Raw genomic sequence first — 13,948 nt, forward strand, 5'->3', positions numbered from 1 at the left:
CGCATTGTTACAACCGCTCGAAGTTGAGGTCGCTGCACTCATATGGGAACGGTCCAGCACACTCATGACGTGCCCACTTCAGGAACGCAAGGAGAGTCGTGTGCCGCACGTTCAGGTCATGGGTGAACAGCCGCAACATTCGCGAGTCATTGGCTGCTGTAGCGAGCTTGACGCCTTCCGCAGCGCCGTCATCCCACACCGCCTGCAGCACGCGGCTCTTCGGGGGCAACGTTATTTCCGTGTGGTAGTTCCTGGTTCGCCTTCTATAGCTCACCCGGAACGTGCTGAGCGCTGCGACCATCTGCCACGGCACACGAACATGCGCCATCTCAATTCCCGACCGCGTCACCCGCATACGGTGCACATCGCGGTAGCTCCGCCGAAACACCGTCACCAAAAATACCGCGAAGAGGAGAAACCCCAACGCACCCCAGAGGGCAGCCCAGACGTGGCCTGCCGCAGACTCGGCCCCACTAATGCCCACCCACGCCACACCCGCGCAGAGGGCGCCGAATGGGATGCACATCATGATTTTGAGCCACCAGCGCACGCCAAAACCGAAATTCACCTCACCTTGCTCGGTGAAGCGCTGTTGAAGATTCTTGAGAGAATTCATGTGCATCCTTTCGTCTTAGATTGGATGCACGGACCCGCAGGCAATGTTCCCGCTACGTGTAGTACCGCCCCATGAACTCCTGTTTGAACTCCCAGTAACTTCCATCCGCCATGGTCTCACGGATGCGATCTACGAGCGTGATCATGAAGTACAGGTTGTGCATGGTGCACAGCGTGCCTGCGAGAAATTCCTTAGCTTTCAGCAAGTGGTGGATGTATGCGCGGCTATAATTTTCCGACACATAGCCACCTAACTCTTCGTCGATGCCGGTGAAATCGCGTTTGAAGCGGGCATTGGTGAGTGTCATGCGGCCATCCAGCGTGTACACCCCGCCCCGCCTGCCCAGCCGAGTCGGCGCAACGCAGTCAAAGGTGTCGGCACCAGCCTCGACGGCGGTAAAGATGTCGTCAGGCTCGCTGATGCCTAGCAAGTGCTTTGGCTTCTCGACGGGCAGTTCATCATTTACCCAGCCCACAATGGTGCCCAGCTTCTCCTTCTCCAAGGCGCCACCGATGCCGTAGCCGCCGAAGCCCCGTTGGCCGTTGCTTTCCGCTTCCTTGCTCAGCTCGACGAGACCGCGGGCAGCTTTCCTTCTTAGATCTTCGTATTGCGCGCCTTGCACCACTCCCCAGAGGGACTGTAGTGCTTTGCCTTTTCTCGCTTCGGTGAGACGATTGTGCTCATCAATGCACCGCTTAGCCCAACGATGGGTACGGTCAACGGACTCTACCTGATACTGCTTAGTGTCCACGATGGTGGTGAGCTCGTCAAAGGCGAACATGATATCCGCACCCAGCTGGTGCTGGATCTGCATAGACACTTCCGGCGTGAAGCGGTGCTTTGAGCCGTCGATGACGGAGCGGAAGTCGACACCATCTTCGTCGACATGCGCCATGCGATCTTTGCTACGCGCCTTCACCTCCCCCTCGGCGATGTTGGCATCCATGGAGAGCACCTTCTTAAACCCAACCCCCAGGCTCATCACTTGGAATCCGCCTGAGTCCGTGTAGGTGGGGCCGTGCCAGTTCTCGAACTGCGCTACTCCCCCTGCCTCATCGACGATGTCCGGACCTGGCTGCAAGTACAGGTGGTAGGCATTGGACAGGATGGCCTGCGCCTTTGTTTCCCGGATCTGTTCAGGGGTGAGCGTCTTTACCGTCGCCTTCGTAGCCACCGGAATAAACGCAGGCGTCTGGATATCACCGTGTGGAGTGTGGATGATACCCGTGCGGCCATGCTTGGTGCTATCTAGAGTGGTGCGCAGCTCGAAGGTCGTGTCAGTCATGGTTAACGATTGTATCTGGCTGGATGCCTTCTTTAGGCACTGCGAGCGCACCGCAGAGAAAGCAGCGCCCCTAAGCGCGTGCTCGCAACTCCTCGATTTGGAGTTCCGCGAGTCGCTCCTCTTCAAGGCGACGCCGCTCCCATTCCTTTTCCAGGGCTGCACCTTCGATGTCCAAATGTGGCAACAGCCGGTCGAGCCACCGGGGCATCCACCAGGTTGCGCGACCCAAGAGGAACATGGACGCTGGTACGAGCGCCATCCTTACAAAGAAGGCGTCGAATAGCACGCCGGCGCCGAGCGCGAATCCGAAGATCTTGATGAAGGGCAGTGGCTGGTCAATGAAGGCCACGAAAACAGCGATCATGATGAGCGCCGCGGATGTGACCACGCGGGAGCCGAGGGTGTAGCCCTCGATCACGGATTCGTCGACTGCCGAATAGCGCGAGCCTGGCGTCGGCACGCCGCCGTGGTGCGCATAGTATTCGCGCATGCGGGAGACGAGGAACACCTGGTAGTCCATCGCGAGACCGAAAGTGACGCCGATAAGGAAGATCGGCATGAAGGAGATCAGCGGCCCTGGGGTTTCCACCAGACCCCACAGCCCCTCCTGCCAGACCATCACCGTGACGCCGAAAGCCGCGCCAACAGAGAGCAAGAAACCCAGGCCAGCGATCAACGGCACCATCAGCGAGCGGAAGACCATCAGCAGCAAAATCACCGCCAGGCCAACGACGACGCCGAGGTAGATCGGCATGGCGTCGGAAAGCTTCTGGGTAACATCCCGCTGGATCGGGGTCAGTCCGGTGATACCGATGGTGATGCCCGTAGCGGACTCAGCTTCAGTCTGAGAGGCACGGAGCGAGTGCAGCAGCTTCGTGGTCATCGGGTCATTCGGTCCGGCGAACGGGGTGATCATCAGCTGCGCTGCAGTCCCGTTCTCAGACATGCCTACGATCTGAACATGCTTGATATCAGCATTGGTATTGAAGCGTTCAACCACGTAGGAAAACGCGGCGGTGGCTGCGGCCTTCTTCTCGTCGAATGGCTTCCCCTCCGCCGCAGCCATGTCGCGCTGGGCTCGCACCAGTGGCTGCAACGCTGGTGCTTCCGGATCGACATCTGCCGCATCGACCACGCCGAGCATCAGCGAGTTGTGGCCGTCGCCAAAGCCCTCGGTGAGCAGGTCGGCGGACTTACGCTGAGTCGAGCTGAGAGAAGAGGTGGAGTCATTGGGCAAGGAAAGCTCCAGGCGCAGCGCCGGGAGAGTCAACAAGCCGAGGCCAAGGATCACCACTGTGAGGACCAATGCCGGGACTTTCTGCACGAAAGTTACCCAAGCGTGGCCCTTGGACAGCCGGGTTCCGCGGCGCGGCTCCTCACCTGGGCGACGCGGATTGCCAGCCAGCCACGGGATCTTGGCTCCGAAAGCGTACTTACCCATCACGCCTAGCATCGCAGGAACCAGGGTCAGCGCCACCAACACTGCGATAAACACCGTCAACGCCGCCGAAAGGCCCATGTAAGTCAGGAAAGGAATTCGGACCAAGGAGAGTGAAATGAGGGCAATGATGACCGTCAGCCCTGCAAAAACCACTGCGGAACCAGCGGTGCCGACGGCAATGCCCGCGGCATCCGGACGCGGCGACTTGCGATACTCTGCCCGGTACCGCGCCAAGATGAATAACGCGTAGTCAATGCCCACAGCCAGGCCAAGCATTACCGCGAGTACCGGGGTGGTGTTATTCAGCGTGACAAAACGCGTGGCCAGGACAATGGACAGCGAACCGATACCAATACCCACCACAGCGGTGATCAGCGGCAGACCCGCAGCTGCGAGGGAGCCGAAGGTGAAGATCAGCACGATGAATGCCACGCCCAAGCCGATAATCTCTGAGGTGGTCTTAATCTCTAGCGGGTCGCCAAAGGCAGCACCGCCGCCCTCGACGATGAGATCTTGGGACCGGCCAATCTCCAGCGCTTCCCGGATTGTGGCACGGTGCTGTTCTGTGACATCGGTGGGGGAAGGTACGTCGATACCGAAAGTGGTGAAACCGATGCGCCCGTCCTCGGACATGAGAGTGAGGTTCGCGGCGTCGGCACGCGCGGTCTCCTCCGGTAGCCCCGAGGCAACCTCCTGATCGATGATGCCCTGCTGCAACTGCGGGTTGAGCTTGACCGGGTTACCGAAGCGCATCGTGTCATTCATGTCCGGGATGCCGGCTTCAATGTGTGCCACCACGTCGTCGATAGCAGCCACGTACTGCGGCTCTGAGAGACGGTGACCTTCGGGAGCGGCGAACACAATGTTGACACCCGCGTTGTCGAGGGGGTTCTTCTGCTCCGGGAAGTTCTTAATTAGCAGTTCAGCAGCTTCTTGGGAAAGCGTCCCTGGAATGGAGAACTTGTCTTCGAAGCCTTTCTGCAAACCCAACGCAGATCCGCCGACAGCTACCAGCACGACTAGCCAGATGGCGACCACTGACCATTTATGCAGGTAGGACCATCTGCCAATTCGAAACAAGAACTTCGCCATGCGGGTCTCCTATGGATCTGGATGCACTTTCGACCTTATAACGAAAACACCCCGGAAGAATCCGGGGTGAATTTCACTTTGGCGGTGGCGGCGGGATTTGAACCCGCGGTTGGGGGTTACCCAACACTCGCTTTCGAGGCGAGCACCTTCGGCCGCTCGGACACGCCACCGCGAATTAGATTAGCGGGTGCGCACTGCAGCGACCAAATCGCGTTTTAGTCGTCCTTCTTGAAAGCGCCAAGGATCTTGTCGCCGGCTTCCTTAGCAGCGCTCTTGATGTCGGACTTAGCTTGATCAGCGCGACCTTCGTTAGCCAGCTTCTCGTTTCCGGTTGCCTCGCCGATTTCTTCCTTGGCGTGGCCTGCTGCGTCTTCGAATTTGTTCTTGAAATCAGACACGATGGTCTCCTTTGCGTTGGGAACTGTCGAGCCTAACAGAAACGAAAAAGTCCGTCAGAAGTGTTGCGCACTCCTGTTCAAGAACACCGCCACGTACTTCAACTCTGTGCAGTTGGGCTGGCACGCGCAGGACGTCAATAAGAGAGCCGCACGCACCCGTCTTGGGTTCCCAGGAGCCAAAGACCAGGCTTTTCAGCCGCGCACCGAGCAGCGCACCGGCGCACATCGTGCAGGGTTCGAGCGTGACTGCGAGGGTGCAGCCGCTCAAGCGCCAGCCATCGCCATGCTTAGCGACGGCTGAACGAATTGCTAACACCTCCGCGTGCGCGGTCGGATCCTGGTCGGTTTCCCGGCGGTTCGTGGCATGAGCTAGCTCGTGGCCATTGGCGTCGAAAAGCACGGCCCCTACCGGCACATCGCCTGGGGGCGTGGTGCGGGCCACCTCGATGGCGCGGCGCATCATCTCCTCGGCCGCGAGCTCCGGCAGCGGTTTGGGCAAAACCATTAGTCCAGGTCGAGGGTGTCGGCGAATTCATCGCCGCAGCCGAGCTCGTCTGCGATGCGCTGCAGTTGCTCCGAGGCCCATGCTTCATCGTCATCGGCGATCACGGACATGACCTGCTCGGAGGCCCCCAGGTCTTCAAAGATGTCGAAGTCACCTTCTGGATAGGAGTCTTCCTCCTCAGCTGGGGTCTCTGCACCCACAAGTTCGAGGGCAGAGGCAGCGTAGTCATCATCCAGGGCAGCGGTCGCATCAGAAAGCAGCACCTTCACCCGTCCCGGAGTCGGGCGGACGATGATGAAATAGTCATCTTCCACACAGATCAACGCGAAGGCGGGTCCTTCTGCGCGCAGCTTGCGAACTGCAGAAACTGCATCGGCAACGTCTTGGAACTCATCGTCATACTCGGCGACGGTCCACGTGCCCTGAACCGAGGTGACAGTGACCGCAAAGCTCAGATCTTCATGGGTGCTCATAGCCTGTAACCGTAGTCGGTGTCACACGTTTTGTGCCACACTTGAGTGGTGACTAACGCGAAGATTTCCCGACCAGTATGTATCCTCGGCCTCGGACTTATCGGGGGCTCGCTGCTCCGCGACCTTTCCGCCGCCGGCGTTGAGGTCTTCGGCTTCAATCGTTCCCCCTCCGGCGCCACCGCCGCCGCGAAGGAAGGATACGACGTCACCTCCGACTTCATCCCAACCCTGCAACGAGCGGAGGCCACCGGTGCCCTCATTGTGATGGCCACCCCGATGCCCGCCATCGCCTCCCTACTCAGCGCCATCGCCGAACACGCCCCCAGCTGCGGGATCACCGATGTAGTCAGCGTCAAAGCTGAGGTATACAAGCAAGTCTGCGAAGCAGGCATGCAAGACCGCTACGTGGGCAGCCATCCTATGGCTGGCACCGCAGACTCCGGCTGGCCCGCCTCCATGACCGGGCTGTTTAAAAAGGCAGCATGGGTGGTCACCTTCGACCACGCCTACGATTCCCCCTCCGACAGCTGGGTCGAACTATGGCTCGATGTCGTCCAGATGGCGCTGCTCGTTGGGGCGGAAGTTATCCCGGCGCGGGTCACCGCACACGACCAAGCCGTAGCGCGTATCTCCCACCTGCCGCACATCTTCGCGGAAGTCCTCGCGATCACCGGCGACAACGGTGGCGCACTGGCGCTCTCCCTCGCCGCCGGGTCCTTCCGGGACTCCACCCGCGTTGCTGGCTCCACCCCGTCCCTGGTTCAGGCGATGTGCGAAACCAACCACGAGGCTCTCCTCCTGGCCCTTGATGAGGCGCTCGCTCTGCTTTCTGATGCGCGCGCCCACCTGGCTTCCCCGGAGGATGACCTCGGCATGCTTATCGACGCCGGGTACCGCTCCCGAATCCGCTTCGAAGCCCGTTCCGCATCCTCCGCAATCACTGGGATCTCGGGACGCCCAGTCCTCAGACTGCACCCTGGAGCCAAGGGGTGGATCTCACAGCTCGAGCAGGCCGAGAATCTGGGCGCCCGGATCGAGGTCTTTTAGAAAACAGCCGGAGACTACTCGGCGCTGCGGCTGGTGCCCATCTCGGCGTCGATACGCAGCAGTCCGGAACCGTCGTCGCCGACGATACGCAGGCGGTCCAGGATTTCCTTAACGGTGGCAACTTCTTCAACCTGCTCCGCAAGGAAGGAATCGATCAACGGGCGAGAATCATAGTCCTTGACCTCGAAGCCCAGCTCGGCCAGGTTGCGGATCTTGTCGGAGATTAGCTCCTCGTGTGCCAGTGCGGCTTCAAACACCTCAACAACGCTGGTAGCGGAGACCTGTGGCGCGTTGATGGTCTGGATCTGTGGCACTACGTCGCGGGCAGCCAGGTGATCCGCAAACATCTGGGCGTGGGTGTTTTCCTCGGCAGACTGTGCACGCAGCCAGTCACGGATGCCGGCCAAACCAAAGCCATCAACAACATAGGACAGCTGGAGGTAGACCAGGGCAGCTTCGAGTTCAGCAGTTACTTGTTCGTTGAGGGCCGCAGCCAATTTATCGTTGATTTTCATGTTCGCTAGGCTACACGAAAACTATCGCTTACAGCGAAAACGAAAAAACTCCGTGCCTGTGGCCGGAGTTTTCTTTTGGTGCGCCCGGAGGGATTCGAACCCCCAACCTTCTGATCCGTAGTCAGATGCTCTATCCGTTGAGCTACGGGCGCATGTTTTCAGCATTGCTGCTGTGCAACGAGAATTTACTCTACACACCGAGGTTAATTTTTGGCAAATTTGCAGGTGGCGGCTATTTTGCCTCGTAGCTTGAAAGCAGTAGCTCACTGCGCTTTTACTAAACCCAATGACCTCGAAGCCAGCTGATTCAAACTCTGAAGCCTTTTCAGTGATACATATCCCTCGAGAGACAATCAAAGTATTTGGTTAGCTGTCATTTAAGATCGTATTATTGATACGCGGCAAGCTTTCCGCCGAAATCTTCCCCGAAGGATACCTATGAAAAACACCATGACGTTTGCATTCGCTGGCATGTTTGCCGCGTTTATCCTTGCCTCAACCTTTGTTCCAGATTGGCTACTCATCGTTCCTGGAGTTCTCATTCTCTCCGAGATAGCACTGAAGACTCGTCAAGAGCGCACACAGCGCCGAGAGAGCTAAGGAAGCCTTAGCAAATAACAGAGACAACCAAGCTCGCGCACCTCATCGACGGCACGCCACATATCCCCCGCTTTGGATCGCCCAATAACGGGCAGCACGATCACGGCAACGTTTTGATTCCAGTGCAAGCCCCTCAAAAGCAAAGAAGTCTCGAGACATCGAATAGGAACGATGTCTCGAGACTTCACATGGTGCGCCCGGAGGGATTCGAACCCCCAACCTTCTGATCCGTAGTCAGATGCTCTATCCGTTGAGCTACGGGCGCAAAATTCCACCAGGCCCGGTGAAATCCCCTGTTTTTAAAAAAAACAAGGTGAGCGGAGATGACAGGATTTGAACCTGCGGTCCCAAGAAGGGACAACTCCTTAGCAGGGAGCCCCATTCGGCCACTCTGGCACATCTCCAGCAGTTATCACACGAGGTGCGAAAACCTTAAGCAATCCTACAGGGCACCTACGGGAACTTCCAAAACCCAGAGTAGGCTTATGTTCATGATCCGCGCTGACCTGTCCAAACTGCAGGCGTACAAGCCTGGCAAGAAGCTCCCCCACGCCCTGAAGCTCTCCAGCAATGAGGTGACCGCAGGCCCGTTGCCTGCAGCGCTGGCGACTATGCAGGAGGCGTTGGCGGAGTCGAACAGGTATCCAGACATGGGGTGCATGGCGCTGCGCGAGGCCTTGGCCACACATTTGAGCACTAGCGTGGCCCATATTGGCGTCGGCACTGGCTCTTCTGCCCTATGTCAGCAGTTGGTCCAGGCCACCGCACTGCCAGGCGATGAAGTGATGTATGCGTGGCGCAGCTTCGAGGCCTACCCACTCTTCGTGGCGATCACTGGAGCCACCTCGGTGCAGGTCCCGCTTGACGACGCCCACCGCCACGACTTTCCGGCGATGCTGCGCGCGATCACTGAGCGAACGCGGTTGATCTTTGTATGCAATCCGAATAATCCCACCGGTACCACCATTACTCATTCCGAATTCGTCGAGTTTATGGATCAGGTCCCAGCACAGGTCACCGTAGCTTTAGACGAGGCCTATTTCGAGTACAACCGGGGCGATGATCAGCCGGATGCTGCGCAGCTAGTGCAGCAGTATCCAAACTTGGTTGGCTTGCGCACTTTTTCTAAGGCCTACGGATTAGCTGGCGCGCGAGTTGGCTACGCCGTTGGCAACCCGGAGATCATTGCGGCGATGGCCAAGGTTGCGGTTCCGTTTGGAGTCAGCAGCGTCGCACAGGCGGGAGCCTTGGCCTCCCTGCAGGCGCGGGATGAGCTGCTGGCGCGCACCGATGACGTCGTCAAGCAGCGTGCTCGAGTGCAGGAACATGTAGCCGCGGTGCCCTCGGAGGCTAACTTCTTGTGGGTTCCACGCGTGGATGCCGAGCAGCTTGGCACAGAGCTTGCGGCTGCTGGCGCTGTGACGCGTGTGTTTCCCGGCGAAGGCGTGCGCATCACTGTGACCAATGAGGAAGAAATGTCCGAGTTTCTGCGCATTTGGGACAAAGTTGTGAATAAAACACAATAGGCGATCACCCCCTCGAACTGAACAGACCAGCACTTATAGCTGTTGAGCATGAATGACATTTGGGCTTGGAGGGGAAATGCTAACCAAAGAAATGTACGGTAAATCTGACCACTGATTTACTTAGGAGCAATAACCGTGCATTCCAAAATGTCAGCCCGACTCTTCGCAGAGTTCCTCGGCACCTTCGTCCTCGTCTTCGGCGGCTGCGGTTCCGCAGTCTTCGCGGCATCCGTCCTGACTGATGACAAAGCCGTCAACATGGGCATCGGCTTCGTGGGAGTCTCCCTCGCATTCGGTCTCACCGTCCTCACCATGGCCTACGCTGTCGGCCATATCTCCGGCGGCCACTTCAACCCGGCCGTGACCTTGGGTGCGGTGCTCGCTGGCCGTATCGAGCCGAAAGCAGTGCTGCCGTACTGGATCACTCAGCTCGTCGCTGGCGCTGCTGCCGGTGGCGTTCTCTACGCAATTGCTTCCGGCAAGGAAGGCTTCGACGCTGTCGCCTCCGGTTTTGCCACCAACGGCTACGGAGACCTCTCCCCTAATGGTTACTCTCTCGTGGCCGTCCTGATTGCAGAGCTCGTCCTGACCGCGATCTTCCTCTTTGTCATCTTGGGTGCCACCGATGATCGCGCACCAGAAGGCTTCGCGCCGATCGCGATTGGCCTTGCGCTGACCCTGATCCACCTGGTTTCCATTCCGATCTCCAACACCTCCGTGAACCCGGCCCGCTCCTTGGGTGTGGCGCTGTACGCTGGCTCCGAACCACTGACGCAGGTGTGGGCGTTCTTCGTTGCACCACTGATTGGCGCCGCAATCGCTGGTATCTCCTACAACATCGTCTTCCCTAGCGACTCTGATGACCTCCTAGAGAAGTAGCACAACAGATAAGCCTCTGCCCTGAACATGTTCTCAACGAGAAAGTCCAGGGCAGAGGCTATTTTTGACCCTTGCAGTTACCTAATGGTCACCTGACGGGACTTGATGTTCTCCAGTGCGCGTCGAGCATCCGCAGACAGTTCCTCATCGGAGTCCATGGAAGCGGCAATCTTCTTATCCAGCTTCTCTAGAATCGGGCCGTAGGTCTCATGGGAGACTCCGACCGGCAGGTCCCACACTGGGACGGCAACACCGTGGGTACGGAAAACACCGGCGAATTTGGTATCTTCACCGAGATTCAGGGCACCCGCTGCAGAGATGCGAGCAAGGGCGCGCAGGAGCTTTTCTTCCTCATCGGGCCGTACCCAACGAATGTGGGCCTTCTCGCCTGGATCAATCCACCACGCCACGCCGGCAAAGTCACCCTCTACCTGGTAGGACGGCATGATGGTGTCATTGGCGGCCTGCAGGGACTGGGCGGTACCTGGATCGAGCTGGGTGCCTTCTGGTAGCCACCAATTGAAGTCTTCACGCGCGGTTACGTCGAGTTCGCCCGCTGCATCGAGCAACGAGGTCAGCTCCGGCTGTGAACCGTCGTTTGCGGTGCTTTGCAAGGTGTCCCCTGGCTGCGCATCCTTCGCCCAGGCGATTGCGTATGCGAGGTCTCGGCCCGGATTGTGGGTGTGGGATTGGGTTTGCAGCGCCACATAGGCGGTGCCATCTTCCTGCACAATTGCGCCTGCGGCACCTGGGAGGACAGTGGCAACGTAGATGTCGCGCTCGCAGTCTTTAACCGGGAGCTTCGCAAATGCGGCCGGAACGAATTCCTGGAGAGCCACTAGGTCGGCCTCCATTGTCAGTCCGGCGTATGGGCGTGGGTCGCGTTCTAGGGCAGCACGCTCGGCGGCGCGGGCGGCGAGCTTTGCTTGACGACGGCTCATGCCCTCCGGCAACTGCTCTTCGTTCTTCTTCTTTTTAGCCATGCCCCTAAGATACCGTGCCCAGCGCCAATGCTGGGTAATTAGTTGCCATCATGTCGACACCGTGCTCGCGGGCCCAGATCATGTCCGCGGGATCATCAACGGTCCACAGATACATCCGCTGCGCTAGCTGCAAGTCCGCTGGGTTCGCTCGAGCAGCGTCAATAGAGATTCCGATGCCCATTGGTTGGCACCAGCGGGCGGCGGCGCGCCAGGTCAGCGAAGGGGTGTCCTCGCGCAGCAAGATCCGGTCCAGTTGTGGTGCTAAGCGCTCGAAGTTGCGGATTGCAAGCGGGCTGAAGGAGATTAGGTGGATGCGCGGATCTTCTAGAAGACCTGCATAGCGCAGCCGGTTGGCTACCTGTTCTTCAACCATCTTGCCGTAGCGGCTGGGGTGCTTAGTTTCTATGTACAGGTGCCGGTCAGGGTACTGGGTGACCAGCTTTAGCAGGTCGTCAAAAAGCAATGGTGGTTGCGGATACTGGGCGGTACCGAAGTTGAATTCGCATAACTCGTCATAGCTGAGGTTTTCCACTTTTCCGGTGCCGTCGGATACGCGCGCGATCGAAGAATCATGCACGCAGACCACAGCGCCGTCGCTGCTGAGGCGGACATCGCATTCAACGGCCGGGGCGCCCTGCAGCAAGGCCTGCTCAAACGCGATGTGGGTGAGTTCCGGGTAGGCGCCGGAATCTCCACGATGCGCAATGATCTGCATGTGTCCCGCCTTAGTCGTCCCAGGAATGGATGTGGCGCAGCAGCATCCGGTTCTTACGCTGTGAGCGTCCCAGACGGCGGCTGAGTTTATTCAGGATCTCGATCGCATCAGTGATGTGCGGCCCCTTGTTCAGCATCACGGACTCCGCCCGCAACGCGAACGCAGCGTCGGTCATCTCCGCGCGGGACGGCAGCCCATTCTTCGCCATATTTTCCAAGATCTGCGTACCCACGATCACCGGGATATGCGCAGCTTCGGCGATCACCATGAGCTGCCCAGGCACCTCAGTCATGCGGTCGAATCCCAGTTCAACCGCAAGGTCTCCGCGCGCAATCATGATTCCGAAGTTCGGATGGCGCATCCCTTCCAACAGGATTTCAGAAATGTTCTCGAAGGCCGGTACTGTCTCAATCTTCAAGACCACACCCAGCTGACGAACCCGCTCCCCCAGTTCCGGGGACTCCTCATCGAACTTGTTGGCAAGACGATCCATTACCTTCCACAAGTAATGCACGTCCGCGACGCTGCGGATGAAAGAAATAGCCGCGATGTCACCATGTCGGGCCACAAACTCAAGGTGTTCTTCATCCTCGGCGGTGATGCTCGGCAACGACAGCTGCGTATCCGGCAGGTTGATGCCCTTGTGAGCTGCCAGTTTCACGCCGCCCTCTTTGGCCCGAGTGATCTCCAAGACTGCTTCCTGGCCGCCGTTCGGGCTTTGCCTACGCTCTACCACTACGGCAGCAATGGAACCGTCGTCGAAAAGCACATTGTGCCCGACCTCCAGCGCAGCGACGGCTTCTGGCAGGCTGCAGGAAATCGTGGAGATTTTGCCGGGCGCGATCTCGCACACTACATCTTCACTGGTCAGAGCCAGTTTGTCCCCGACATGCATTCGCAGCGCCTGCACCACATGAGGAATCCCGTGGGCACGCGCACGCTCATAGTCGCATTCGAGCAGCGTCCCCTCAGCGATGTAGGCGTTCCGATCCCCTTCAGCTAAAACCGCACCCTCTCGCTTCTCGACGACCTGAAACTCCCGCTTAGAGCCCCGGCTGTCATGCAAGGAAATGATGCTGTCTACCTGCAGGCCTTCCAGCCATTCCTTCGCCACCTGCACGGGCAGCGCCGGACGCCCCTCGAATTCTGGCGCCTCCGGCCCATCCTCACCCACTGCGGTTAGCCACAGTTTGGACTTGCAGAGCACCTTGCCGGCATCATCACGGGTAACTCGAGCTCGCCCCACAGCAGGGCCCGGCGCGATTTCTCCCGTGCGGATCTTAGGTCCCGCCAGGTCCATATTGACGCGTACTTCACGTCCTGCGGCTGCCCCAGCACGGTGAACATTCGCGATCATGCGCTGCCACACCTCGGGTCCGTCATGAGCACAGTTGATGCGCGCAATGTCCATGCCGGAGTCAACAAAGGAAGCGACCATGTCAAAGTCCTCCGCTGCCTCCGTCGGCAGGGTCACCATGATGCGAGAGGGTGTGTTCTCATCGGTAGGGCCCAGTAGGCGTTCCGTGTGCTCTTCCAGGATTTCGTCGGCACGAGCGAAACTATCGGCGATCGTCTGAAAGTCATAGGGCGCTCCGCTGCCTTCCAGCATGCCGACCACATTGCGAGCCGCCTCCAGCTTGGCCTTCACCCCCACCTCAATGGTGGACATGCGAGTAACTCCTAAGTCCGACAAGTGCGCTTGTAGCCGTCGCAGATCCTGGGAACGCAGGTACTTGTAGTGCACGAGGTTGCGGGCACCTTCAGCGTGGGTTGGCGCTACCCGGTCGATCTCCGCCTTTCGATGCTCGGCGCATTCGCTGATTCCCTGCAGCAAAGAATCAATTTCCGGTACTAGCTGCTTCTTAGCCATTTA

14 protein-coding genes and 4 tRNA genes are annotated in these 13,948 nt (G+C 58.8%); 4 read left to right on the forward strand and 14 right to left on the reverse strand.

The features are described 5' to 3' along the window. Window positions 1-7 precede the first annotated feature (7 nt). From WG936_RS03760 to WG936_RS03790, 7 genes are all read right to left on the reverse strand, one after another. Window positions 8-616, reverse strand: a complete 609-nt coding sequence (locus tag WG936_RS03760; protein WP_339572152.1) for a hypothetical protein — start codon at window positions 614-616, stop codon at window positions 8-10. Between the two features lie 52 nt (window positions 617-668). After that, a complete protein-coding gene (tgt, locus tag WG936_RS03765; RefSeq protein ID WP_339572153.1) occupies window positions 669-1,901 on the reverse strand; it encodes a tRNA guanosine(34) transglycosylase Tgt in 1,233 nt (410 codons plus the stop codon). A 70-nt stretch (window positions 1,902-1,971) separates the two neighbouring features. Beyond that, complete coding sequence (locus tag WG936_RS03770) at window positions 1,972-4,434, reverse strand: MMPL family transporter (RefSeq protein ID WP_339572154.1); 2,463 nt, start codon at window positions 4,432-4,434, stop codon at window positions 1,972-1,974. A 79-nt stretch (window positions 4,435-4,513) separates the two neighbouring features. Next, window positions 4,514-4,604, reverse strand: a tRNA-Ser gene (locus WG936_RS03775). A 45-nt stretch (window positions 4,605-4,649) separates the two neighbouring features. Next, window positions 4,650-4,832: a CsbD family protein gene (locus tag WG936_RS03780; protein ID WP_339565096.1), complete on the reverse strand. Its 183-nt coding sequence runs from the start codon at window positions 4,830-4,832 to the stop codon at window positions 4,650-4,652. Further along, complete coding sequence (locus WG936_RS03785) at window positions 4,825-5,337, reverse strand: nucleoside deaminase (RefSeq protein WP_339572155.1); 513 nt, start codon at window positions 5,335-5,337, stop codon at window positions 4,825-4,827. The genes WG936_RS03780 and WG936_RS03785 overlap by 8 nt, the downstream gene beginning before the upstream one ends. Beyond that, window positions 5,337-5,810 carry a tRNA adenosine deaminase-associated protein gene (locus tag WG936_RS03790; protein WP_339565098.1) on the reverse strand — a complete coding sequence of 158 codons (474 nt, stop codon included), beginning with the start codon at window positions 5,808-5,810 and terminating at the stop codon, window positions 5,337-5,339. Before WG936_RS03790 ends, WG936_RS03785 begins: the two co-directional genes overlap by 1 nt. Before the next feature lie 48 nt (window positions 5,811-5,858). Between WG936_RS03790 and WG936_RS03795 the strand changes: the two genes are divergently transcribed. Next, on the forward strand, window positions 5,859-6,857 hold the full coding sequence (locus WG936_RS03795) for a prephenate dehydrogenase (RefSeq protein WP_339565099.1): 999 nt from the start codon (window positions 5,859-5,861) through the stop codon (window positions 6,855-6,857). A gap of 14 nt (window positions 6,858-6,871) precedes the next feature. Here WG936_RS03795 and WG936_RS03800 read toward each other — a convergent pair whose 3' ends face one another. Both WG936_RS03800 and WG936_RS03805 read right to left on the reverse strand, forming a co-directional pair. Next, window positions 6,872-7,372 carry a ferritin gene (locus tag WG936_RS03800; RefSeq protein WP_339565100.1) on the reverse strand — a complete coding sequence of 167 codons (501 nt, stop codon included), beginning with the start codon at window positions 7,370-7,372 and terminating at the stop codon, window positions 6,872-6,874. Between the two features lie 76 nt (window positions 7,373-7,448). Next, a tRNA-Arg gene (locus WG936_RS03805) sits at window positions 7,449-7,524 on the reverse strand. Window positions 7,525-7,822: 298 nt separating this feature from the next. Between WG936_RS03805 and WG936_RS03810 the strand changes: the two genes are divergently transcribed. After that, window positions 7,823-7,972, forward strand: a complete 150-nt coding sequence (locus tag WG936_RS03810) for a hypothetical protein (RefSeq protein WP_339565101.1) — start codon at window positions 7,823-7,825, stop codon at window positions 7,970-7,972. A gap of 189 nt (window positions 7,973-8,161) precedes the next feature. Here WG936_RS03810 and WG936_RS03815 read toward each other — a convergent pair. Together WG936_RS03815 and WG936_RS03820 are read right to left on the reverse strand one after the other, a co-directional pair. Further along, a tRNA-Arg gene (locus WG936_RS03815) sits at window positions 8,162-8,237 on the reverse strand. A gap of 53 nt (window positions 8,238-8,290) precedes the next feature. Further along, a tRNA-Ser gene (locus WG936_RS03820) sits at window positions 8,291-8,376 on the reverse strand. 87 nt (window positions 8,377-8,463) lie between these two features. On the opposite strand from WG936_RS03820, the gene hisC reads away from it, so the two are divergent. Together hisC and aqpZ are read left to right on the forward strand one after the other, a co-directional pair. After that, the gene (gene hisC / locus WG936_RS03825) at window positions 8,464-9,498 is read left to right on the forward strand and encodes a histidinol-phosphate transaminase (protein WP_339565102.1); all 1,035 of its coding nucleotides are present in this window, start codon (window positions 8,464-8,466) and stop codon (window positions 9,496-9,498) included. Between the two features lie 147 nt (window positions 9,499-9,645). Next, window positions 9,646-10,377 (forward strand): aquaporin Z, encoded by a 732-nt coding sequence (gene aqpZ, locus WG936_RS03830; RefSeq protein WP_339565128.1) that lies wholly within the window; start codon window positions 9,646-9,648, stop codon window positions 10,375-10,377. A 77-nt stretch (window positions 10,378-10,454) separates the two neighbouring features. Here the strand turns inward: aqpZ and WG936_RS03835 are convergent, their stop codons facing one another. The 3 genes from WG936_RS03835 to WG936_RS03845 are packed head-to-tail and all read right to left on the reverse strand — an operon-like array spanning window position 10,455 to window position 13,945. Further along, the gene (locus tag WG936_RS03835; protein ID WP_339565103.1) at window positions 10,455-11,360 is read right to left on the reverse strand and encodes a DUF5926 family protein; all 906 of its coding nucleotides are present in this window, start codon (window positions 11,358-11,360) and stop codon (window positions 10,455-10,457) included. 4 nt (window positions 11,361-11,364) lie between these two features. Further along, a complete protein-coding gene (locus WG936_RS03840) occupies window positions 11,365-12,075 on the reverse strand; it encodes a glycerophosphodiester phosphodiesterase (protein WP_339565104.1) in 711 nt (236 codons plus the stop codon). A gap of 10 nt (window positions 12,076-12,085) precedes the next feature. After that, a complete protein-coding gene (locus tag WG936_RS03845; RefSeq protein ID WP_339572156.1) occupies window positions 12,086-13,945 on the reverse strand; it encodes a pyruvate kinase in 1,860 nt (619 codons plus the stop codon). Window positions 13,946-13,948: the final 3 nt, after the last annotated feature.

This window comes from Corynebacterium sp. H127, from assembly GCF_037482665.1.
Classification (GTDB): Bacteria; Actinomycetota; Actinomycetes; order Mycobacteriales; family Mycobacteriaceae; genus Corynebacterium.

What these genes read in the sequence shown, in the direction of transcription:
- WG936_RS03790 (WP_339565098.1), bottom strand. Translation starts at nt 5,810, where the DNA reads ATGAGCACCCATGAAGATCTGAGCTTTGCGGTCACTGTCACCTCGGTT.
- WG936_RS03770 (WP_339572154.1), bottom strand. Translation starts at nt 4,434, where the DNA reads ATGGCGAAGTTCTTGTTTCGAATTGGCAGATGGTCCTACCTGCATAAA.
- WG936_RS03845 (WP_339572156.1), bottom strand. Translation starts at nt 13,945, where the DNA reads ATGGCTAAGAAGCAGCTAGTACCGGAAATTGATTCTTTGCTGCAGGGA.
- WG936_RS03760 (WP_339572152.1), bottom strand. Translation starts at nt 616, where the DNA reads ATGAATTCTCTCAAGAATCTTCAACAGCGCTTCACCGAGCAAGGTGAG.
- WG936_RS03785 (WP_339572155.1), bottom strand. Translation starts at nt 5,337, where the DNA reads ATGGTTTTGCCCAAACCGCTGCCGGAGCTCGCGGCCGAGGAGATGATG.
- tgt (WP_339572153.1), bottom strand. Translation starts at nt 1,901, where the DNA reads ATGACTGACACGACCTTCGAGCTGCGCACCACTCTAGATAGCACCAAG.
- WG936_RS03835 (WP_339565103.1), bottom strand. Translation starts at nt 11,360, where the DNA reads ATGGCTAAAAAGAAGAAGAACGAAGAGCAGTTGCCGGAGGGCATGAGC.
- WG936_RS03810 (WP_339565101.1), top strand. Translation starts at nt 7,823, where the DNA reads ATGACGTTTGCATTCGCTGGCATGTTTGCCGCGTTTATCCTTGCCTCA.
- hisC (WP_339565102.1), top strand. Translation starts at nt 8,464, where the DNA reads ATGATCCGCGCTGACCTGTCCAAACTGCAGGCGTACAAGCCTGGCAAG.
- WG936_RS03840 (WP_339565104.1), bottom strand. Translation starts at nt 12,075, where the DNA reads ATGCAGATCATTGCGCATCGTGGAGATTCCGGCGCCTACCCGGAACTC.
- WG936_RS03800 (WP_339565100.1), bottom strand. Translation starts at nt 7,372, where the DNA reads ATGAAAATCAACGATAAATTGGCTGCGGCCCTCAACGAACAAGTAACT.
- aqpZ (WP_339565128.1), top strand. Translation starts at nt 9,646, where the DNA reads ATGTCAGCCCGACTCTTCGCAGAGTTCCTCGGCACCTTCGTCCTCGTC.